The organism is Nesterenkonia ebinurensis (assembly GCF_008711175.1).
In the GTDB taxonomy this organism is placed as follows: Bacteria; Actinomycetota; Actinomycetes; order Actinomycetales; family Micrococcaceae; genus Nesterenkonia; species Nesterenkonia ebinurensis.
Genome location: NZ_VWNF01000049.1, coordinates 38,612 through 59,315 on the forward strand (window position 1 = coordinate 38,612; position 20,704 = coordinate 59,315).

The window sequence follows — 20,704 nt, forward strand, 5'->3', positions numbered from 1 at the left end:
CGCACGCCCATGAGGCGTTGACGGTTGAGCCTGCCAGAATCCAGAATCTACACAAGCCCCGCAGCACCTGGACCCAGGCGGCCTACGACGCCGCCAGCCTCACCTCATATGATCAGCGGGCAAGGAATTCATGACTGAACAGAAGAACACTCCAGAAACCTCATCCACCATCGACGAGACCATCGCCCGCATCCTGGCTGCCGGTGAGGCAGCCGGAGACTATGCGGAGGCGGCGCAGATCGTGGCAGACCCCGAGTTCGCCACCGAGGAAACAGCCGAGGAGGCCCAACGTCGCCGCCGGATCCTGGCAGACCGGGCCCGGGAGCTCGCTGAGTCTGAGGCTCACACCGACCACGACGGCGACCAGTACGACCTCTTCGAACGCCGCAGCCTGCGCCGGGTGGAGGGGCTGTCCACTGAGCTGGAGGACGTCACCGAGGTCGAGTACCGGCAGCTGCGTCTGGAGCGCGTGGTGCTGGCCGGGCTGTGGAGCGGCGGATCCGTGGCCGAGGCCGAATACTCCCTGCGAGAGCTGGCAGCCCTGGCTGAAACCGCAGGCTCCACCGTGCTCGACGGCTTCATCCAGCGCCGCGCCACTCCTGATCCGGGGACCTTCTTCGGCTCAGGCAAGGCCGCAGAGATCAAAGAGGCGGTGGCCGAGCTCGGCGCTGACACCGTGGTGGTGGACTCCGAGCTTGCGCCCTCCCAGCGCCGCGGCCTAGAGGACATCGTCAAGGTCAAAGTGATCGACCGCACCGGACTGATCCTGGACATCTTCGCCCAGCACGCCAAATCCCGCGAGGGCAAGGCCCAGGTGGAGCTAGCCCAGCTGGAATACCTACTGCCGCGGCTGCGCGGCTGGGGTGAGTCCATGTCCCGCCAGGCCGGCGGTCAAGTGGGCGGCGCCGGAGCCGGAATGGGCTCCCGTGGACCCGGTGAGACCAAAATTGAGCTGGACCGCCGCCGCATCAACCAGCGGATGGCCAAACTGCGCAAAGAGATCGCCGGCATGAAACCGTCCCGTGAGACCAAGCGGGCCAACCGCAAACGCAACGCTGTGCCCTCAGTAGCCATTGCCGGCTACACCAACGCTGGTAAGTCCAGCCTGCTCAACCGGCTCACCGATGCAGGTGTGCTGGTGGAGAATGCCCTTTTCGCCACCCTGGACCCCACCACCCGTAAAGCAGTCACCCCGGATGGGATCGGCTATACCCTCTCCGACACGGTGGGCTTCGTCCGGCAGCTGCCTACCCAACTGGTGGAGGCCTTCCGCTCCACCTTGGAGGAGGTGGCAGATGCCGATCTGATCCTTCATGTAGTGGACGCCTCCCACCCGGAGCCGGAGAGCCAGATCGCGGCAGTCCGCAAGGTACTGGCCGATGTGGACGCCCACCAGGTCGATGAGATCATCGTGCTGAACAAGGCCGACGCCGCTTCAGATCATGTCATCGACCGGATCCGGCGCCGCGAGCCGCATACCGCGGTGGTCTCGGCCCGTACCGGGCAGGGGATTGCTGAGCTCAAGGAGCTGATCAGCGACTCCATCCCGCGGCCCAATGTCAAGCTGGAGCTGCTGGTGCCCTATGAGCACGGTGAGATCGTCTCCCGCTTACATGCCGAGGACGCCGAGATCCTGCACACCGACTACCAGGAGACTGGCACCCGGCTCAGCGTGAAAGTCCGCCCGGCGCTCGCCCCCGAGTTGGAAGGTTATCAAGTCTGAGGCCCTGTGCGGGCACTTCGCGTCGCTCGGCTCAGTGACGATATGTCCTGATACCGCCTCCCTAGCGGTGCACTCCGCACAGAACCGCAGGGTCGTAGAATGAGGCGGATGAGTGAGACTGCTGCCTTTGCCGGGAAGCTGGCTGAACGACTTCTCGACACGGCGGTGGACTCCTTCGGCGGGACCCGCAGGCCCGGGCAGGAGGAGATGGCGCGGCGGGTCGGCGATGCGCTGAGCACCGGTAAGCACCTGCTGGCCCAGGCCGGCACCGGCACCGGCAAGTCCTTGGCCTATTTGGTTCCTGCCGTCCACCATGCGGTGACCACCGGGCGGCCGGTGCTGGTCTCCACCGCAACCCTGGCCCTGCAGGCCCAGATCATGGGCCGGGACCTGCCCAGGCTGCTGGACAGCATTGAGCAGCAGCTGCCCCGGAAGGCTAAGATCGCACTGGTCAAAGGCCGGTCCAACTATCTGTGCAAACAGAAACTCGCCGGCGGCTTTCCGGAGGAGGATCACGATCAGGAGGTTCTCTTCGCCGCAGCAGTGGAACCCACCGGGGGAGTGACCACCTACGAGCCCACCTCGAAACTGGGCAAAGAGGTGATCATGCTGCGCGAATGGGCCGAAGAGACAGACACCGGCGATCGCGACGACCTCACTACCGGAGTCACCGACAAAGCTTGGCGGCAGGTCTCGGTCAACGCCGTGGACTGCCTGGGCCGCAGATGCTCCATGTTTGAGGAATGCTTCTCCGAACTGGCTCGGCAGGAGGCCAAAGAGGCAGACCTAGTGATCACCAACCATGCGATGCTGGCCATCGACGCCTTCGAGGGACTCGAGGTGCTCCCAGAGCATGATGCCGTGATCATTGATGAGGCTCATGAGCTGGCTGACCGGGTCACCTCAGCGGTCACCGCCCAGCTCTCCGCACAGATGATCCTGGCGGCAGCCAGTTCCATGCGCAAGTACACAGCTCTAGAGGTGCAGGGCATCCAGAACGCGGCCAAAGCATTGGAGGCGGCCTTCAGCGGTGCGGAGGACGGGCTACTGGCCCGTGGGCTGAACCCCCAGCAGACAAACGCCGTGGAGTCGGTGCGCAATGCGGCCCGCACACTGCTCTCCGACTCTGAGCAGGGCCGGAAGGACGAATCAGAGGCAGATGCCGGCCGCACCACCGCCCGGGCCCGTCTTCAGGCAGTGTACGACGTCGCAGAAAGGATCCTGGGCAGCCCCCAGACTCCTGATGTGGTGTGGGTGGACCGGCCGGGCAGCTTTGTACCGGGTAAGGGCTACCAGCAGGCAGATCCCAGCGAGCCGCCCATGCTCTACGTAGCGCCGACCACTGTGGCTGGCCGTCTGCGCGATGGGCTCTTCGGCAGTCGCACTGTGGTGCTGACCTCTGCGACCCTGACCATCGGGGACAGTTTCGATCCGGTAGCCGGATCACTGGGACTGCTCGGGGAGGAAGCCCCTGAATACGATGCGATCGATGTGGGCACCCCCTTCAACTACCGCAGCCAAGGCATTCTCTATGCGGCCAGCCATCTGCCAGCCCCCTCTCTGAAGACCAAGGAGGCCCAGCACACCGAACTGGCGCAGCTGATCGAGGCCTCCGGCGGAGCCACCCTGGGGCTGTTCTCCTCACGCCGGGCCGCAGAGGACGCCGCGGAGGAACTCCGCGAACGGCTCGATGTGCCGATCCTCTGCCAGGGGGATGCCACCATGTCAGCCTTGGTGCGGGAGTTCTCCGAGGATGAGGCCACCTGCCTGTTCGGCACGATGAGTCTCTGGCAGGGAGTGGACGTGCCAGGCCGGGCCTGCCGGATGGTGACCATCGACCGGATTCCCTTTCCCCGCCCCGATGATCCGCTGAACAACGCCCGCAGCCAGGAGATTGCCAAGGCTGGAGGAAATGGGTTCATGCAGGTGGCAGCCACCCATGCCGCCGTCCGGCTGAGCCAGGGAGCTGGGCGACTGATCCGCAGCACCCAGGACAAAGGGGTGCTCGCGATCCTGGACTCCCGGATCGCTACGGCCCGCTACGGCAGCTTCCTGCGCAGGTCAATGCCTGATCTCTGGCCCACCACCGACGGCGAGTTCGTCAAACAGGCCCTCACCCGCCTCCGAAACGCCTAATAACCCCTCGCAAATCACGGCATTGTGTGTGGTGCCTCGCAAGGGATGGGGAGGGCCCCTGACATTGGGGACCCGTGCAAACGTAGTGTGTTTGTGCGGGCCATGTCAGGGGGGGAACGGCACAAGCCGTAAGGTACCGCGACCGACCGGAAAGCAGTGAGGCGCGCCCACGGGGTCACTCATAAAGAGCGCAGGACAGTGACGACCTTCCCCATGATGGTGGCGTGGTCGCCGAGTATGGGCTCGTATTGGGTGTTCTGCGGCAGCAGCCACTGGTGGCCGTCGCGGCGCTTGAGCACCTTGACGGTAGCCTCATCCTCCAGCAGGGCGGCCACGATGTCCCCGTTGTCTGCGTCCTGCTGGCGGCGCACTACCACCCAGTCGTCCTCGAAGATCCCGGCATCAATCATCGAATCACCGCGCACCTGCAGCATGAACAGCTCACCTTCACCGGTCAGCTGGCGAGGCAGTGGCATCACATCCTCCACCTGCTGCTCTGCCAATATAGGACCTCCGGCGGCAATCCGGCCCACCACCGGCACATCGGCAGTCCTGGAGTCTGTCTCAGCGCGGTAGCTGCTGAGGTCCACCACGGTGGAGTCTTCGCTCTGCTCAGCAGGCTGCTCCGGCTCCTCAGGTATCAAAAGATTGCCCTCAGGATCCCGGATGACTTCCATGGCCCGCGGCTTACCCGGGTCCCGGCGGATATAGCCGCGCTCCTGTAAGCGGGAGAGCTGGTGGGTGACTGAGGACAGTGACTTCAGCCCCACTGCATCACCGATCTCACGCATGGACGGTGGGTATTTCCGCTCTGCCAGGGACTCCTGGATCATCTCTACGATTCGGCGCTGCCGCGGGGTCAGAGCCCGGCGTTCGGCCCGGCTGGGGCCTCTGTAGCCAACCATGGTTCTCTCCTAACCGGATCGGGAGCATCTCCGACCCTCCTGATGGGATGGTCAGCGACGTCGCCGGTAGAGGTTGAGACCGCCGATGTCACTTTCGAACTCAGTGCCCATGATACTCGAAACCGAACACGAGTTCCATAGAAATGTGCGAGTGTCGTGGACCCTGTTCGAAATTATGTGCTATAAATAGAAGACAAGTTCGATTTCAGGAGGAACTTCCCCATGACTACCACCACAGCAATCGAAACAAACATCGATCCCCGGGCAGGGTTCAGCCTGCAGCTCACCCGCCGCGGCAGACTGCTGCTTCTGGGTGTGCCTGCTATGGTGCTGGCCGCTGCGCTGCTGGCAGCACTCGTCTTTGTCGCCGGCTCTCTGCTCAACCAGGCGCAGGCCACTACCGCAGAGGACCACGGTGTGCAGGCGGTGGAAGTCACCGTGGCAGAGGGTGACACCCTCTGGTCCATCGCCTCTGAAGCCGAATCTGGGACCAATGTTCAGCAGCTGATCACCCAGATTGCTGAGCTCAACGGACTGGACTCAGCCCAGCTGCAGCCCGGCCAGGTGCTCTACGTCCCCGCTGAATGAGGTGCTGGTCACGGCGGCACGCTTCCTCTGGCGAGGCCCGCACGCACTATTGCCCTTGCAATTGCACCGAGCGTTGACGTCACGGTTCCCCACAGCGGTGCCACGGGCTTCGCGCCTAAAGACTACGATGGATAGGTGACTGAACCGCAACTCACCGATCTTCCGCTGCGCGAAGAACTGAGGGGTCAAGAACCTTACGGCGCCCCGCAGCTGAGCGTGCCCGCCATGCTCAACGTCAACGAGACCACCTATCAGGTGCCTTCCGATGTGGTCGACGCCATCGCCAAGGAGGTTCGCGCAGCCGCTGAGACGCTCAACCGTTACCCGGACCGTGAGTTCGCCACTCTGCGAACCAAACTTGCCGACTACCTCAGCAGAGAGTCCGGGGCGCTCCTCACCGCGGAGCAGATCTGGGCCGGCAACGGTTCCAACGAGGTGATGCAGCACATCCTGCAGGCCTTCGCCGGACCTGGACGCTCAGTGATGTCCTTCCCGCCCACCTATTCGATGTACCCGCTCTATGCCAGAGGGGTCTACAGCAGCTACATCGCCGGCACCCGCAGCCCGGACTTCACCCAGTCTGCAGCGGACGTGGCAGCCCAAATCCGTCAGCACCGCCCCCATGTGGTGATTCTCTGCTCCCCGAATAACCCCACCGGCACCGCCCTGGACCTGGAAGTGGTTGAAGCCGCCTACCAGGCCGCCCTGGAGTCTGAGACGATGCTCATCGTCGATGAGGCCTACGGCGAGTTCCGTCAGCCAGGCACCCCTTCGGCGCTTACCCTGCTCGAAGGCCGCCAGCGGCTCATCGTCACCCGCACCATGTCCAAGGCCTTCGCCCTGGCCGGTGGGCGGCTCGGCTACCTGGCTGCTGCCCCGGAGGTCACCGACGCGCTGCGCCTGGTCCGCCTGCCATATCACCTCTCGGCGGTCACCCAAGCAGCAGCATGTGCAGCCCTGGACCACGCCGAGCATCTGATGGCCAATGTGGAACGGATCAAAGTCCAGCGGGACCGCATCGTCGCGGAACTCACCACCATGGGTCTGACCCCGCACCCCTCCGATGCCAACTTCGTGTTCTTCGGCGGGCTCGAGAACGCCGCTGAAGCCTGGCAGCATCTGCTGGACGACGGCATCCTGATCCGCGAGGTCGGCATCGAAGGCCACCTGCGAGTCACCGCAGGCACCGAAGCTGAGACCACCGAGTTCCTGAACTCTCTGCAGAACTACCTCAACCGATAGGATTGCCTACTATGGCAGCAGAACTGGTCGACGGCCTCGGCACTCCCTCCCGAGCGGCTCAGATGGAGCGCACCACCAGCGAATCCCGGGTGAAGGTGCGGATGGATCTTGACGGCACCGGAGACTCACAGATCTCCACCACCGTGCCCTTCTACGACCATATGCTTACCGCTTTGGCCAAGCATTCCCTGATCGATCTTACGGTTGAGGCCGAGGGCGACACCCACATCGATGTCCACCACACCGTGGAGGACACCGCCATCGTCATCGGCGAGGTGCTGGGCGCCGCTTTAGGCGATAAGCGCGGCATCCGCCGCTTCGGCAACGCCTCCGTCCCTCTGGACGAAGCGCTGGCCGAGGCCACGGTGGACGTCTCAGGCCGGCCCTATCTGGTGCACACCGGTGAGCCCGAGGGCCAGCAGTACCACCTGATCGGAGGGCACTTCACCGGTTCGATGACCCGGCACGTGTTCGAAGCCATCACCTACCACTCCGGGATCTGCCTGCATATGCGCGTACTGGCTGGCCGAGACCCTCACCACATCGTGGAGGCGCAGTTCAAAGCCTTCGCCCGTGCCCTGCGCGCAGCAGTGGAGTCCGACCCGCGCACTGACCAGATCCCCTCCACCAAGGGAGCTCTGTGAGCCGCAGACCCAGTGTTGCTGTGCTGGACTACGGTTCCGGCAATGTGCACTCTGCAGTGCGCGCCCTGGACCGGGCGGGCGCCGAGGTGGAACTCACCCAGGACACCGACACCATCCGCAACGCTGACGGCCTGGTAGTCCCAGGGGTCGGGGCCTTCGCCGCGGTGATGGACGCGCTCAAAGCTATCGACGCGCCACGCTGGATCGGCCAGCGGATCGCCGGCAACCGTCCGGTGCTCGGCATCTGCGTAGGCCACCAGATCCTGTTTGAGCGCGGGGTGGAGCACGGTATTGCTGCAGACGGTATGGGGGAGTGGCCCGGTGAGGTCACTGCTCTGCCCAGCGACGTCGTTGTTCCCCATATGGGCTGGAACACCGTCACGGCAGCCGAGGGCAGCACTCTGTTCGCTGGGATCGAGCAGGAGCGGTTCTACTTTGTGCACTCCTACGCCGTGCAGTCCTGGGACTTCGACCAGAGCATCGAATCGATGAACCCGCCCAAAGTCACATGGTCCCACCACGGAGCCGATTTCATCGCCGCAGTGGAGAACGGGCCGCTCGCCGCCACCCAGTTCCACCCGGAGAAGTCAGGCGAGGCCGGCACACAGCTGCTGCGCAACTGGATCACCTCCCTCTGACCCCATTTGGAGACACTGAACATGACTGAGAACTCGGTGCCCGCAGGCGCCACCCCGGCCCTTGAGCTGCTGCCGGCCGTAGACGTCGCCGAAGGCCAGGCAGTCCGTCTGGTCCAGGGCGAGGCCGGCTCCGAGACCGGCTACGGCGACCCTCTTGAGGCAGCCCAGACCTGGCAGGACCAGGGCGCAGAGTGGATCCATCTGGTGGACCTCGACGCCGCCTTCGGACGCGGGCACAACCGCGAGATCCTGCAGAAGGTGGTGGAGCAGATCGGTATCAAAATCGAGCTCTCCGGCGGAATCCGCGACGACGAGTCCTTGGACCGCGCCCTTCAGATGGGTGCCACCCGGGTCAACCTGGGTACCGCTGCACTGGAGGATCCTGAATGGACCGCACGGGCCATCGAACGTCACGGACAGGCCATCGCCGTGGGTCTGGACGTGCGCGGGGAGACTCTGGCTGCACGCGGCTGGACCAAGGAGGGCGGCAACCTCTGGGAGGTGCTCGCCCGGCTGGAGGACGCCGGCTGCCACCGCTACGTGGTCACCGATGTGACCAAGGACGGCACCCTGCGCGGGCCCAACACCCAGCTGTTGGCTGATGTTGCGGCGCGGACCAATAAGCCCGTGGTGGCCTCCGGGGGCATCTCCTCCCTGGCGGACATCGCCGCCCTGGCCGCCATGGTCAGCTCAGGTGTCGAGGGTGCGATCATGGGCAAGGCCCTCTACGCCGGGAAGTTCACCCTGCCTGAGGCGCTGAAGGCAGCCGGCGCCTCCGCATGAGTCGTGAGCTTCCGGCGCATATTGCCCGGTTAGCCGATTCGGCGGGGGTGCCCTGGTCCGGGCGTGATCTCTCTGGCGGGGGCAATCCGCTGCACACCTTCGACGGTGATGACGGCCTGGTCACCGCGCAGATCGACAGTGCACGACGCCGCCTGCTCGCCGGGGAGACCGACGAGGCCGGGTTCGTCAACTCCTTGGCCGCCCAAAGGCTCTTCGCGCCGGTGCTGGCTTCCGGCACAGGAGACGCAGCCCACGGTGACAAGGAGGCAGAGATCGCCCTGATCACGCTTAGAGCCTCTGACGGCCGCACCGCCATGCCTGTTTTCACCTCTGTGCAGGCGCTCACCGACTGGCACTCCCAGGCCCGACCGGTGGCCGCCGAGACCGAGCGCATCATGCTGGCAGCCTTGGCCGAAGGAGCGGAACTGGCAGTGCTGGACCCTGGGGCAGAGCTCACCTTTGTGATCCGCCGGCCCGCCGTGGAAGCACTGGCTAGGGGCGGCACCTGGACCCCCAGCTACCAGGACCGGGAAGTGGCCGAGACGCTGGCCGAGATCCCGGAGTCCTGCCCGTCAGTGACCGGACTGCGGCTGAGCCCCGGGCCGGGCATCATCACTGAGGCCCGGGACGGGACCAGGGTCCTGGGCGGGGGAGCGGGACCGGAGCTGAGCATCGGCGTCGTGGTGGAATCCGGAACAGATGAGGTGGGGGTGCGGCTGGCGCTGGCCGCAGTGCAGGCCGCCGCCGAGGACATCCCCCTGCTGCGCGAGCGTGCCGACTCCGTACAGATCCGCCTGGTGAGGAACGAGCGTGAGGTACAAGTCTAGCGAGCACCGACTCTACTAAGGCGACAAGCTCAGTCTTCAGCCTGCTCCACCGTGTGGTGGATCTGCTCGCAGATCACCTGCAGGTCGTGGGCCTGAGCATCGTCCAGGGCGGGGTGGAAGAGCTGCTTGATGTGCTGGGCGTGCACTCGGGAGGCGGCGGCGAAGACCTTCTTCCCCTCCTCGGTGAGCCGGGCGGTCATCCCGCGCTTATCGTTCTCGTCGATGCAGCGGTCGATCAGTCCCCGCTTGGCCAGTGACTTCACCTGGTAGGACAGCCGTGAGGGGGAGAAGACCATCCGGTCGGCCAGCTCTCCCATCCGCAGCTGATCGTCCTGGGCCTCGGCAAGCAGCAGCAGCAGGTTGTACTCGGCCAGCTTCAGTCCGGTGACCGCATGCAGCCGCTTCTCCATCCGGTCGCTGATCAGCGCTGCAGTCTCGAAGAACGCACGCCAGGCACGCGCCTTGGGCGAGAAGCCGGTGAGATCACGCTCACGGGTCGATGGCTGGGCAGGGCTCATCCCCTCATTCTAGCGAGGGGATGACATCCAGCAGGTGATCAGCCGATGTTCAGCTGACCCGCACGACCTCTCCGGTGGCCACGTCCACGTAGACCTCCACATCATTGGTCATCTCGAACTCCCAGACCACAGTGCCGTCCTCAGTATCCAGCTCGCCGTCCTTCGGCTCACCACCAGACTCAGCCTCAGCAGTCTGCAGCGCCTCGGCAATCTCGATCTCTACGGCCTGGGCCATCTGCTCATCGTCGTCATCAATGCCGTCATCCTCGGTGTCGATGATGTCAAAAGTCTCAGAGTCCACCTCCAGCTCCCACTCAGTGGTGCCGTCGTAGACGAAGACCTCCACATAGCCGTCCTCGGCGGTGTTGTCCTCGAACTCGGTGATGACACCGTCAGGATATTCGGCCAGCACTGTCTCGATGGCCTGGTAGACCTGGTGGTCGCCGCCTGCTTCAGGCTGTTCAGCGTCCTCTTCGGTGGGCTCATCCTCAGCGGTCTGGTCATCAGTGGTGTCTTCAGCCGGCTCCTCGGCTGTCTCATCTGCGGCGTCATCGGTCTGCTCGGCCTCTGGGGAGTCCTCCTCCTGGCCGGGGGTGATCTCCTCCCCGTCATTGGGCAGCTCCTCATCCGGGGCGCAGGCGGCCAGAGCCAAGGCGGCCGCTGCGGTGACTGAGAGGATGCCGAAAGTGGAACGGCGAAGGGGCGAACGGTTGTTTGCAATGGTGTTTTCGGTACTCATAGGGACCATTCGACGCTCGGATGCTCACCATTGCCCTGAGGCTGGCTTGGAGTTGCCTGTAATGAGAAAAGTCTCATGGAACGTTCCTGATCTGGGGTTTTGGCGCAGAGGTCTCCGGCAGTGCCCATTGGACCAGTGCAGGGCCCTCCGGGCGCAGATGCACCGCCCGGCCGGGAACAGGATGAGGCAGCACCGGGATGATGGTGGCGAAGGCATCAGCTTGGCTGCGCGAGGTCGGCGAGAGAATCACATTGGCGCCCTCTGCGCGGGCCCGGTGTGCCCAAGACAGTTGGGAGAACACCGAGGAGGACGCCGCCCCAGTCGCCACCACGGGCACCTCAGCAGTGACGGCCTGCTGGATCAGATCGTGCTGCTCGGTGCTGCAGCTGGCGGCATCATCCACCAGCAGCACTGCGGGTTTGATCTGCGGGGCTGGGCTGCCGGGACTCAGCAGGAAGGCGCCGGGGATCTGCTGGGCCAGCAGTTGCAGGCAGCTGGACTTGCCCGTGCCGCGGGTGCCGAGAATCAGATTGACCGGACCAAGCTCCAGATGCGCGGGACTCCAGCTGAATTGTTGGACCCCCACCACCGGGGCTGCAGGGGCTCCCTGCGGAAGGTCTGTGCTGGATATCCGGTCTGGCAACGGTCGGACCCGGACCAGCGGCGGGTCGGCACTCTCGGAAGACGGGACGGGCGCGGAAAACTCAGTGACCAGCTGCACCGTGAGCCCCGGGGCGGGAGTTTCTGCGGTGGTGAGCACACCCCGGCCGGGCAGCGGATCGGTGCTGCGCAGGCTGGGCCAGAGGTAACGGACCTCATCAGAGGTGCCCAGAGGCAGGTAGACCCGGCGCGGAACCCGGGCTGCGAGCTTCCCTACGGCCAGTTCCCGTCCACCAGCGATGAGCACACTGATCCCGGCCTGCGAACCTTCGGCGGCCAGAGTGCCCAGCAGATGGTCCAGCAGCTGCGATCCGATCTGCCCAACGGCATGCCACTGGAAGTATCCGGTGACCGCCAGCAGGATGGGTCGATCGGCACCTGGTCCCATTCTGTGGCCCATTCTGCGGGCCAGCATCTGTTCATGCAGCGCCTGCAGCAGATGCTCGACCTCCGGCATATGCTCATCGGTCAGCCAGCTGCCGGTCCGGGGGTGTTCTGCCAGCCCGGTCAGGGAGCGGTCCCCATCGAGCAGATGCACCTCTGCGGACGGGATGGTGCTCAGCGCCTGACCGGCAGCAGCTGCAACGGCCTGCGCCGCACCGGAGCCGGACTCGCCCAGCATAGCCAGCGAATATGGATGCTGCATGTCCAGGACCAAGTCTTCCTGCCGCTGCCCGGCCGGGTCATCCAGTCGGCCCAGCAGGATTGACGAGGTGGGGGCGGCGTCGAGCCGATCATCCCAGCGGAGGGTCTCTGGCAGCGCCGGCAGCAGCGGGGTATGGCTGCGACGGTGTCCGGCGGCGGATGAAGCCTGCTGCAGAGACTGGACCGCAGCGCGGAAGTCACCGGTTGCCGCAGGCGGGACAGGTTGGGACTCAGGGCACAGCTGCAGCTGGCGGCTGCCGCTGAGCTGGGCGGTCTGGAAGAGCACCGGCTGCTCCCCGGGGCGGCGCAGCAGAGCCCGGCCGGGCAGATCACGGGGGAGGTGGGCGGCCTCGGGTCCTGCGATCACGTCGCGGGACTCATCCTCACTGCGCACCCGCAGACAGATACTGGCACCGATATTGGCGCGGATATCAGCGGTCACCACTCCTTGCGGCCGCTGTGTGGAGAGCACCAGGTGCAGACCCAGTGAGCGGCCCAGAGTGGCCAGCCGCATCAGCTCATCGAGCTGGTCGGGCAGTTCGTGGGAGAAGATCCGGAACTCATCAATCACCACCAGGATGCGCGCCAGCGGCTGCTGCGGGACCATACTGCGGTACTCGGTGTAGTCACCGGCCCCGGAGGCTAGGAAGAGGCGCTCGCGGCGGATGAGCTCGCTGCGGATTCCCTCCAGGGTACGTTCGGCTGCGGCCTGGGAGAGATCAGTGACCACCCCAAGGGTATGCTCCAGGGCACCGAGCTGGTGGAAGGCTGCACCGCCCTTGAAGTCGATGAGCACCATGCCCAGCTCATCCGGCCCGTAGCGGGCGCACAGGGAGACCAGCAGGGTCTTCAGCAGCTCGGATTTGCCAGACCCAGTGGTGCCTGCCAGCAGCACATGCGGGCCATCGCCCACCAGGTCCAGGGTCTGTTCCCCGTCGGAGGACCGACCGAGAGTGGCCAGTAGACTCTGATCAGCTGCTTCGGTGAACAGCTGATCAGGCAGCGGGTGGCTGCACCGCGCCGGGACCTGGCCGGGTCCGCCTGCGGCGCAGGCGTGTCGAAGGCTCAGTCGCAGATGCTCTGCGAGTGTGGCTGCGGAGAGCCCCTCGAAGCACAGCTGCTCAGCGGTGGCTTCAGTCCGGCCTGTCCCGCTGTGTTGCTCTACGGTGCCTGCTGGAAGGTCGATGCTCCACCCGGGCAGCTGGCCAGCAGCTGAGGCCGGGGTGAGCACATGCCACCTGGCGCTCAGGGCCTGCTTGATCAGGGTATTGTCAGCAGGCTGAGCGCATAGCAGCACCCGGGTTACTCTCGGCTCCGCCTGGGCTCGGAGCAGATCGGCCAACTCCGACTCACTGGACTGGCACAGCTGCGGAAGGTCTTCCAGCTCGGGGATTTCGGGCCCGCCAAGGACCACCACCTGGGGACGGGCCGGATTAAGCACCAGCTGCACCAGCACCCAGCGCAGCAGCCGTTGTGTCTCCCGCGGCGGAGCAGAGATGCTGGTCACCTCTCCAGGCTCCAAGGACATGCCTACCGCGGTGAGTGCCGCGGCGTCGTCGTTGTGGTTCTCTGGCTCGCTGCTGCCGTAGTCCAGCTGCGCGGTGAGGTTCCCGGTGCCGATCCGCAACGCTGGTCCTGACTCTGCGGCAGCCCCGGCATGGACCGGATGCGGACTGGTGCTGCGCAGCTGCCGGATGAGCTCGCCTGGGGAACACAGAGCTTCTGCGGCACGTTCGGCCCAGGCCGCAGCAGCCCGGCGCACTGCCTGCCGGTACTTCCGGCGCCTGCGCTGCCCGTCCCAGAACACCGTTGCGGCGATCAGCGCGCTGGCACCGCTGAACATGAGAAACAGCCACATGCCGGTGAGGATGACCAGCACGATTCCGGCGATCAGCGGCACCAGGGCGAAAGCGAGCATCATCTTATGCTTGCCCTCGGCGGCCTTGGCTCCCACCGGCTCTGGAGCAGGGGGCCAGTGCGGTGCTGAGTTACGCTGCGGGGGCCCCAGGCTGAGTGCGAGCCGACTGCTGCCCAGATGGATCTCAGAGTCCACGGTGATGAGGCGAGGCTCTGTGCCCCGATCTTGGTGGAGCCGGATCTCCCGGGTGCCGATCTCCAGGACCGCAGCCTGCCGTGAGACGGTAGGATCTGCCAGCTGCACATCAGCACGGCCACGGCCGATGCTGTACTGGCCTCTGCGCAGTGGGATGAGTCGGCCAGCATCGGGGCCGGTGTCTACGCAAAGGCTCAGCTGGGCCGGGCGCACAGCGGTCAGCCGATGCTCCGCAGGGGCGGCCAGCACTACCATCCCCGGGTGCAGCATCGGATCACTTGCCTCCAGGGTGTGCAGGGGATGCCCGGCGGTGCTGAGCTGAGCGGACTCGGTGTCCAGGAACCGGTGCAGCGCATCTGCCAGCGCCGCGCCGGTGACGGAGTCCGCGGCCTGGTCCAGGTGCAGCCGCAGCTCATGGTCATGGGCGCCGGGGGCCAGGCCGCGCAGACGCTCCCACCGACCTGCCGGCAGAGCCCCCGGAGCATGGACCACCGTGACAGCGAACATCCTGAGATCACCTCAATGCTTCCTTTTAGTCATGTTTTGTTCTATTTGACTAAATTAGTGCATTGATTTGATTGCTTGGGGAGGCTTGTTGGAATCTGTGGATAACTCAGTCAAACTCCACAGAAGCTCAACAGGGGCTTCCCTGATCCTTGGCGTGACGCTAGGGTGGTGCACGCCACATTCCGTTCAGGTGGCAGTTGCACATCAGACATAGGAGCAGACTTCTGGGGAAGGCAGAGTCGTGGATGCTGTGGGCATTGTTGAGGATGAGGTTCGTGAGACGATCCGTGCGCGCGGGATCGATCCTTCCCAAGACCCCAGCAGCATCAAGCGCCTAGTAGATGCCGCCGTTGCCGAGTATGACAAGCGCTCTATGATCTCAGCACTGCCGGTGCTGGGCGAACCCGCTGCTGCGGCCACCAGGATCTTCCACTCCCTGGCCGGCTTCGGCGAACTTCAGCCGCTGCTGGATGACCCCGAAGTGGAAGAGATCTGGTGGAACCGCCCAGATCAAGTCTTTCAGGCCAGGTCGGGCCGGGCGGAGCTGACCTCCGTCACCCTCACCGAGACCCGGGTCAAGGACCTGGTGGAACGTATGCTGAAGTCCAGCGGCAGGCGCTTGGACCTCAGCTCACCATTCGTCGACGCCGCCCTGCCCGACGGCTCCCGACTGCATGTGGTCATCCCGGACATCACCCGGCACCATTGGGCGGTCAATATCCGTAAGTTCATCACTCGGGCCAACTCTCTGGAGGATCTGGTCCGGCGGGGATCGCTGACTCCTCAGGCAGCGCAGTTCCTCTCCATCGCGGTGGCCAACGGCCTCAACGTGCTGGTCAGCGGCGCCACCGGGGCCGGGAAGACGACTCTGCTCAATGCGCTCACCCATGCTATCGGACCCCGGGAGCGGGTGGTCACAGTGGAGGAGATTTTTGAGCTGGACGTGCCGCTGCGCGATGTCGCCAGCCTCCAGTGCCGCCAGCCGAACCTTGAGGGCAATGGCGAGATCCCCCTGCGCCGCCTGGTCAAAGAGGCCCTGCGGATGCGCCCGGACCGGCTGATCGTCGGGGAGGTCCGAGAGGCCGAGAGCCTGGATATGCTCATTGCGCTCAACAGCGGCATGCCCGGCCTGTGCACCATCCACGCCAACTCGGCTCAGGATGCCCTGACCAAGATCTGCACCCTGCCCCTGCTCAGCGGGGAGAACATCACCAGCCAGTTCATCGTCCCCACGGTGGCCTCCTGCATCGACCTAGTGGTTCACTGTATGCGCACCCCGACCGGTCAACGCCACGTCGCTGAGATCCTGGGCATCGGCAGCCGGGTGGAATCAGGCACCATCGAAGCCACTGCCCTGTTCTCCCATGACGGACACTCCCTGAACCGGCGCCACGACGCGATCTTCGAACACCCCCGGCTCAGCCAGAGCGAACTTCAAGGAGCCTGGCAGTGACCGGCCCGTACACCGCAGAGGCCGCACTGCTCGGGCTGGGACTGGGCATCGGTCTGCTGCTGGTGCTCGTTTCCTGCACCCCGGCACCGCAGGAGAGTACGACGACGCCGGGGCAGGCACCCAGACTGCGGCGTCTTCTGGATGAAGCCGGACACCACCGGGTACCGGCTTCAGCGCTGTTTCTCAGCACCGCCGGATGTGCCATGACCGCATTCGTGGTGGTGTTCACCATCACCACGGCACTGCCGGTGGCGGTCTGCTTCACTCTGTTCGCCGCAGCGCTGCCCTGGGCGATGCTGCGTTGGCAGCTGAGCAGGCGCCGCAAGCGGCTTGCCGAGGTCTGGCCCGATGTGATCGACCATCTCCGCTCCGCAGTACGCTCAGGGCTCTCTCTGCCGGAGGGCCTTATCGAGCTCGGGCACTCTGGCCCTGCCCCGCTGCGCGAGCCCTTCACCGAGTTCGGCAGCGACTGGCGCGCAGGCGTCCCCCTGGACACCGCTCTGGAACGGCTCAAAGCTCGGCTGGCTGATCCGGTGGGCGACCGGATAGTGCTTGCGCTGAGAATGACCCGCGAGCTCGGCGGCACTGAGCTCGGCCGACTGCTGGACACTTTGGCCGACGTGCTGCGGGAGAACGCCCGGACTCGCGGTGAGCTCGAAGCCAGGCAGTCCTGGACCGTCACCGGCGCCAAACTTGCGGTGGCCGCACCCTGGGCAGTGGTCCTGCTGCTCTCCACCCGACCGGAGGCCGCTGAGGCCTACCGCAGCGGAGCCGGCACCCTGCTGCTGGCTGCAGGACTTGCCGTCTCAGTGGTCAGCTACCGCCTGATGCTGCGCATCGGCACCCTGCCCGCGGAGGAGCGTGTCCTGGCATGACCAGCATCCAGCTCTGGGCAGCGGTGGCCGGTCTGGCCGCCGCATCCGGACTGCTGCTGCTTCTGGCCGGCCTGCCGGTGATGAACCGTCCAAAGCTTGGCGAACGGGTGGCCCCCTATGTGCGCTCAGCAGCGCCCGATGCCGCAGCCCCACCACATGCCGCAGGCTCCCTGAGATCTGCTGTCCAGCTCTTCACCCCCGTCGTTCAGGCAGCATCTGACCGACTGAGCAGCTGGGGTCTGACCCCGAGCACCGAGACGCTGGCCACACGCCTGCGCCACGCCAATCTCAGCATCACCGTCACCGAGTACCGGCTTCAGCAGCTGGGCTGGGCCAGCGCGGCAGCGGCGACCGGGCTGCTGATCACCTTCGCAGCCGCAGCCGCGGGACGATTCAGCTTCCCGGCAGCGGTGCTGATCATCGCCGCTGCTGCCGCACTCGGTGCAGCAGCCCGCGATGCCAGACTTTCGGCCCGGATCCGCAGCCGGCAGGCCCGGATGCTCTCGGAGTTCCCCACTATCGCAGAACTGCTTGCACTGGCCGTCAGCGCTGGCGAGACTGCCCCGGGAGCATTCCTGCGGATCAGCCGCAGCTGCCGGGGCGAACTGGCCGATGAGCTCACCGAACTGATTTGCCGCACCCAGGCCGGGGTCCCTTTCGGAAAAGCGCTGCGCCAGCTCAGCGCGGAGATCGAAGCTCCGGCGGTCAGCCGGTTCTTCGAAGGAGTGATCGTCGCCGTAGAGCGAGGCACCCCGCTGGCAGATGTCATGCGCGCCCAGGCCGCTGATGCCAGGGAACTGACCAAACGGGAATTGATGGAGACCGCCGGACGCAAGGAGGTCGGCATGCTCGCCCCGGTGGTCTTCGGAATCCTCCCGCTCACCATACTTTTCGCCGCATTCCCAGGCTTGTCGCTGCTGCAGATCAGCCTGTGACGCCGCCGAATCACCACAAAGAAACGGAGTACACCATGCAACACCTCATCACAGCACTGACTAAGGTACCCACTGAGCTGCACCGGGAAGAACGAGCCGATGTGCCCGGGTGGGTGATGATCACATTCATGAGTGCGGTCTTGGTAGCCGGCCTGCTGCTCCTGGCCCAGGGTGCATTCCAGGATCTGTTCAACGAAGCGATCAACAGGGTGACAACGGATTGAGCCACTACAGCCGGGCCGATGGAGCCGAGCGGGGATCGGCCACCGCCGAGTTCACTATGGTGGCCGCGCTGCTGGCTCTGCTGTTCCTGGCCGTCATCCAGTTCGCCGGAATGATCCACATCCGCAACACCCTGGTTGATGCCGCCTCCACCGGGGCACGCTTCGGAGCGCTGAGCGACCGTACGGCCGAGGATGGCGCCGCCCGTACCGAGGCGCTGATCAGCAGCTCGATCGCCTCCCGGTATGCCCAGGACATCAGCTATGAGTACGAAGAGGCACCCCAGGGGCGCACCCTGCGCATCACGGTGCGCGCCCAGGTGCCGGTGCTTGTGGTGGGGCCCGGTGTCAGCGAGCTCGAAGTGACCGGAACCGCCTATGAATACGACTGAACCTTCCGAGCCGAGCGAAGCGATGGCGAGCTCTTTAGGCGTGAAGGCCGGCAAGGGCCTGCCGGCCGAGAGGCGCAGTGACCGGAACCGCAACGTCAGGGACCTGCGCGAACGCGGCAGCGTTGGTGGTGACCACCTCACCGCCTGCGCCGGGCCGGGACGAACACAGGAGGGCTCAGCAATCATCGAGTTCCTTGCTCTGGCGGTGCTGCTGCTTATTCCCGCGGTCTGGTTCCTGCTGGCGGTGGCCCAGATCCAATCAGCCCTCTACGCTGCCACCGGTGCCGCCGACCAGGCCGCCCGAATCTATGTAACCTCCGAGGCCGCCCCGGAGCGTGCTGCCCAGCACAGCCAGCACGCCGTGGAGACCACCCTGGCCGACTATGGGATAAACCCTGCTCAGGCCCAGATCACCCACAGCTGCACCACTGACTGCCAGAACCCAGGGGATATGGTCCGCTACCAGGTGGAGATCCGGGTACCGCTGCCGCTGGTGCCGGAGTTCGGCGGCTGGGAGCATTCCCTGGTGACTGTCACAGCGTCCTCGACCGCTCTTCAGGGGGAGTGAAGGTAGGGGTGATGAGCAGGCGCGGCCGAACCCAGCAAGCACTGGCGGAGGAGTCCGGGCAGACCACAGTGCTGATCTTAGGGCTGGTGAGTATTGTGCTGATGCTCGCCGCAGTGATCATCAGTGCCAGCATCGTCAACGTGGAGTCCCGCAAGCTGCTCTCTGAGGCCGATGCCGCCGCCTCATCCGCTGCCCTGGCCGCCCAGCCTGCCCCAGGCACCCCGCAGCTGACTGAGCAGCAGATCGTCGCCGCCGCCCAGGACTATCTGAGCGAAGCCGAAGCCCATCACCGGCATCATGATCTGGCTGTTACCGGCGCGAGCATCTCCGGCGGTGGTGACACCATCACCGTTGAGCTGCGGGCCGAGGCAGAGCTGCCAGTGCTGCGCTGGGTGCTGCCGGCCACCGTAGAGGTCACCGCTGAATCCCACGCCAGGATCACCGTCAACCGGTGATCACCTGAAGCCTTGGGCACGCCTGGCTGGTGCCGCGGCGTCGTACCGGTACTGTAGATACGTTATGGCAGAAACAGACTTTCCCGCCGAGCTCGCCGAACTGCGCGACACTCTGCGGCGCATCACCGACGTCATCGACGTCGAGGCCCTGGCTGCCGAGGTCAGCGATCTCGAGCAGCAGGCAGCCGCCCCCGACCTCTGGGACAACCAGGAGAACGCCCAGCGGGTGAACTCCCAGCTGAGCCACAAGCAGTCCCAGCTCAAACGGGTCCGGTCCCTGGCCTCCAGGATCGACGACGCCGAGGTCATGGTGGAGATGGCCCAGGAGGAGAACGACGACGCCGTGCTGGCCGAGACCGTCTCCGAGCTCGCCAGTATCCGCAAGGCCCTTCAGTCCCTGGAGATCGTCACCCTGATGTCCGGGGAGTACGACGAGCACGACGCGGTGGTCACCATCCGCTCCGGGGCCGGGGGAGTGGATGCCGCGGACTTCGCTGAGATGCTGCTGCGGATGTACACCCGCTGGGCCGAGCGCCGCGAGTGGAACGTGAAGGTCCTGGACACCTCCTACGCGGAGGAGGCGGGGATCAAATCCGCCACCTTCGAGGTCAACGCCCCCTACGCCTTCGGCACGCTCAGCGTGGAAGCCGGTACTCACCGGCTGGTGCGGATCTCCCCGTTCGACAACCAGGGCAGGCGCCAGACCGGCTTTGCCGCAGTGGAGGTCATCCCGCTGCTGGAAGGCACCGAGTCCATTGACATTGATGAGAACGACCTCAAGATCGACGTCTTCCGCTCCTCCGGACCCGGCGGGCAGAGTGTGAACACCACCGACTCCGCAGTGCGCATCACCCACGTGCCCACCGGCATTGTGGTGTCTATGCAGAATGAGAAGTCCCAGATCCAGAACCGGGCAGCGGCTATGCGCGTGCTGGAGGCCCGGCTGCTGCTGCTGAAGAAGGAGCAGGAGGCCGCCGAGAAGAAGGAGCTGGCCGGTGACATCAAAGCCAGCTGGGGCGACCAGATCCGCTCCTATGTGCTGCACCCGTACCAGATGGTCAAAGACCTGCGTACCGGCTACGAGGTCGGCAACGCTTCGCCGGTGCTGGACGGGGACCTGGACGGCTTCATCGAGACCGGCATTCGCTGGCGCGCCCAGGGCGGCGACGATGACTGAGCACTCCCGAGACTAGTCCC

At 65.3% G+C, this 20,704-nt stretch carries 20 protein-coding genes; 16 read left to right on the forward strand and 4 right to left on the reverse strand.

Annotated features, from left to right (window positions below):
* The first annotated feature begins 130 nt into the window (after positions 1-130).
* Positions 131-1,723 (forward strand): GTPase HflX, encoded by a 1,593-nt coding sequence (gene hflX, locus F0311_RS16530; RefSeq protein ID WP_223881439.1) that lies wholly within the window; start codon positions 131-133, stop codon positions 1,721-1,723.
* Positions 1,724-1,831: 108 nt separating this feature from the next.
* Positions 1,832-3,859, forward strand: a complete 2,028-nt coding sequence (locus F0311_RS16535; RefSeq protein WP_191089996.1) for an ATP-dependent DNA helicase — start codon at positions 1,832-1,834, stop codon at positions 3,857-3,859.
* 179 nt (positions 3,860-4,038) lie between these two features.
* On the opposite strand, the gene lexA is transcribed toward F0311_RS16535, so the two are convergent.
* Positions 4,039-4,764: a transcriptional repressor LexA gene (lexA, locus tag F0311_RS16540; RefSeq protein WP_150463058.1), complete on the reverse strand. Its 726-nt coding sequence runs from the start codon at positions 4,762-4,764 to the stop codon at positions 4,039-4,041.
* 222 nt (positions 4,765-4,986) lie between these two features.
* Here lexA and F0311_RS16545 point away from each other — a divergent pair, with 222 nt between their 5' ends.
* From F0311_RS16545 to F0311_RS16570, 6 genes are all read left to right on the forward strand, one after another.
* Positions 4,987-5,352, forward strand: coding sequence for a LysM peptidoglycan-binding domain-containing protein (locus F0311_RS16545; RefSeq protein ID WP_150463059.1), 366 nt, complete (start codon positions 4,987-4,989; stop codon positions 5,350-5,352).
* 135 nt (positions 5,353-5,487) lie between these two features.
* On the forward strand, positions 5,488-6,594 hold the full coding sequence (locus tag F0311_RS16550; RefSeq protein WP_150463060.1) for a histidinol-phosphate transaminase: 1,107 nt from the start codon (positions 5,488-5,490) through the stop codon (positions 6,592-6,594).
* 11 nt (positions 6,595-6,605) lie between these two features.
* Positions 6,606-7,238 carry an imidazoleglycerol-phosphate dehydratase HisB gene (hisB, locus tag F0311_RS16555; RefSeq protein ID WP_150463061.1) on the forward strand — a complete coding sequence of 211 codons (633 nt, stop codon included), beginning with the start codon at positions 6,606-6,608 and terminating at the stop codon, positions 7,236-7,238.
* On the forward strand, positions 7,235-7,876 hold the full coding sequence (gene hisH / locus F0311_RS16560) for an imidazole glycerol phosphate synthase subunit HisH (protein ID WP_150463062.1): 642 nt from the start codon (positions 7,235-7,237) through the stop codon (positions 7,874-7,876). The genes hisB and hisH overlap by 4 nt, the downstream gene beginning before the upstream one ends.
* A gap of 21 nt (positions 7,877-7,897) precedes the next feature.
* Entirely contained in the window at positions 7,898-8,659 is a 762-nt protein-coding gene (gene priA / locus F0311_RS16565; RefSeq protein WP_150463063.1) for a bifunctional 1-(5-phosphoribosyl)-5-((5-phosphoribosylamino)methylideneamino)imidazole-4-carboxamide isomerase/phosphoribosylanthranilate isomerase PriA, read from the forward strand.
* On the forward strand, positions 8,656-9,486 hold the full coding sequence (locus F0311_RS16570; protein WP_150463064.1) for an SseB family protein: 831 nt from the start codon (positions 8,656-8,658) through the stop codon (positions 9,484-9,486). The genes priA and F0311_RS16570 overlap by 4 nt, the downstream gene beginning before the upstream one ends.
* 29 nt (positions 9,487-9,515) lie before the next feature.
* Here F0311_RS16570 and F0311_RS16575 read toward each other — a convergent pair whose 3' ends face one another.
* The 3 genes from F0311_RS16575 to F0311_RS16585 form a co-directional block, all read right to left on the reverse strand.
* Positions 9,516-10,004 carry a MarR family winged helix-turn-helix transcriptional regulator gene (locus F0311_RS16575; protein ID WP_150463065.1) on the reverse strand — a complete coding sequence of 163 codons (489 nt, stop codon included), beginning with the start codon at positions 10,002-10,004 and terminating at the stop codon, positions 9,516-9,518.
* A 49-nt stretch (positions 10,005-10,053) separates the two neighbouring features.
* A complete protein-coding gene (locus F0311_RS16580; RefSeq protein WP_191089997.1) occupies positions 10,054-10,743 on the reverse strand; it encodes a PepSY domain-containing protein in 690 nt (229 codons plus the stop codon).
* Between the two features lie 73 nt (positions 10,744-10,816).
* On the reverse strand, positions 10,817-14,608 hold the full coding sequence (locus F0311_RS16585) for an FtsK/SpoIIIE domain-containing protein (RefSeq protein ID WP_150463067.1): 3,792 nt from the start codon (positions 14,606-14,608) through the stop codon (positions 10,817-10,819).
* Between the two features lie 241 nt (positions 14,609-14,849).
* Here F0311_RS16585 and F0311_RS16590 point away from each other — a divergent pair, with 241 nt between their 5' ends.
* From F0311_RS16590 to prfB, 8 genes are all read left to right on the forward strand, one after another.
* Complete coding sequence (locus F0311_RS16590) at positions 14,850-16,061, forward strand: CpaF family protein (RefSeq protein WP_150463068.1); 1,212 nt, start codon at positions 14,850-14,852, stop codon at positions 16,059-16,061.
* Positions 16,058-16,936, forward strand: a complete 879-nt coding sequence (locus F0311_RS16595; RefSeq protein ID WP_150463069.1) for a type II secretion system F family protein — start codon at positions 16,058-16,060, stop codon at positions 16,934-16,936. Before F0311_RS16590 ends, F0311_RS16595 begins: the two co-directional genes overlap by 4 nt.
* The gene (locus F0311_RS16600; RefSeq protein WP_150463070.1) at positions 16,933-17,871 is read left to right on the forward strand and encodes a type II secretion system F family protein; all 939 of its coding nucleotides are present in this window, start codon (positions 16,933-16,935) and stop codon (positions 17,869-17,871) included. The genes F0311_RS16595 and F0311_RS16600 overlap by 4 nt, the downstream gene beginning before the upstream one ends.
* Positions 17,872-17,906: 35 nt before the next feature.
* Positions 17,907-18,095, forward strand: coding sequence for a hypothetical protein (locus F0311_RS16605; protein ID WP_150463071.1), 189 nt, complete (start codon positions 17,907-17,909; stop codon positions 18,093-18,095).
* Positions 18,092-18,484, forward strand: coding sequence for a TadE/TadG family type IV pilus assembly protein (locus tag F0311_RS16610; protein WP_223881440.1), 393 nt, complete (start codon positions 18,092-18,094; stop codon positions 18,482-18,484). Before F0311_RS16605 ends, F0311_RS16610 begins: the two co-directional genes overlap by 4 nt.
* Positions 18,471-19,052 (forward strand): hypothetical protein, encoded by a 582-nt coding sequence (locus F0311_RS16615; RefSeq protein ID WP_150463072.1) that lies wholly within the window; start codon positions 18,471-18,473, stop codon positions 19,050-19,052. Before F0311_RS16610 ends, F0311_RS16615 begins: the two co-directional genes overlap by 14 nt.
* Before the next feature lie 11 nt (positions 19,053-19,063).
* Positions 19,064-19,507: a hypothetical protein gene (locus F0311_RS16620; RefSeq protein WP_150463073.1), complete on the forward strand. Its 444-nt coding sequence runs from the start codon at positions 19,064-19,066 to the stop codon at positions 19,505-19,507.
* A 64-nt stretch (positions 19,508-19,571) separates the two neighbouring features.
* Positions 19,572-20,684 carry a peptide chain release factor 2 gene (gene prfB / locus F0311_RS16625; protein WP_150463074.1) on the forward strand — a complete coding sequence of 371 codons (1,113 nt, stop codon included), beginning with the start codon at positions 19,572-19,574 and terminating at the stop codon, positions 20,682-20,684.
* Positions 20,685-20,704 lie beyond the last annotated feature (20 nt).

Coding starts and splice junctions, on each gene's coding strand:
- hflX (WP_223881439.1), top strand. CDS start 131: ATGACTGAACAGAAGAACACTCCAGAAACCTCATCCACCATCGACGAG.
- F0311_RS16535 (WP_191089996.1), top strand. CDS start 1,832: ATGAGTGAGACTGCTGCCTTTGCCGGGAAGCTGGCTGAACGACTTCTC.
- lexA (WP_150463058.1), bottom strand. CDS start 4,764: ATGGTTGGCTACAGAGGCCCCAGCCGGGCCGAACGCCGGGCTCTGACC.
- F0311_RS16545 (WP_150463059.1), top strand. CDS start 4,987: ATGACTACCACCACAGCAATCGAAACAAACATCGATCCCCGGGCAGGG.
- hisB (WP_150463061.1), top strand. CDS start 6,606: ATGGCAGCAGAACTGGTCGACGGCCTCGGCACTCCCTCCCGAGCGGCT.
- priA (WP_150463063.1), top strand. CDS start 7,898: ATGACTGAGAACTCGGTGCCCGCAGGCGCCACCCCGGCCCTTGAGCTG.
- F0311_RS16570 (WP_150463064.1), top strand. CDS start 8,656: ATGAGTCGTGAGCTTCCGGCGCATATTGCCCGGTTAGCCGATTCGGCG.
- F0311_RS16575 (WP_150463065.1), bottom strand. CDS start 10,004: ATGAGCCCTGCCCAGCCATCGACCCGTGAGCGTGATCTCACCGGCTTC.
- F0311_RS16580 (WP_191089997.1), bottom strand. CDS start 10,743: ATGAGTACCGAAAACACCATTGCAAACAACCGTTCGCCCCTTCGCCGT.
- F0311_RS16585 (WP_150463067.1), bottom strand. CDS start 14,608: ATGTTCGCTGTCACGGTGGTCCATGCTCCGGGGGCTCTGCCGGCAGGT.
- F0311_RS16600 (WP_150463070.1), top strand. CDS start 16,933: ATGACCAGCATCCAGCTCTGGGCAGCGGTGGCCGGTCTGGCCGCCGCA.
- F0311_RS16605 (WP_150463071.1), top strand. CDS start 17,907: ATGCAACACCTCATCACAGCACTGACTAAGGTACCCACTGAGCTGCAC.
- F0311_RS16615 (WP_150463072.1), top strand. CDS start 18,471: ATGAATACGACTGAACCTTCCGAGCCGAGCGAAGCGATGGCGAGCTCT.
- F0311_RS16620 (WP_150463073.1), top strand. CDS start 19,064: ATGAGCAGGCGCGGCCGAACCCAGCAAGCACTGGCGGAGGAGTCCGGG.
- prfB (WP_150463074.1), top strand. CDS start 19,572: ATGGCAGAAACAGACTTTCCCGCCGAGCTCGCCGAACTGCGCGACACT.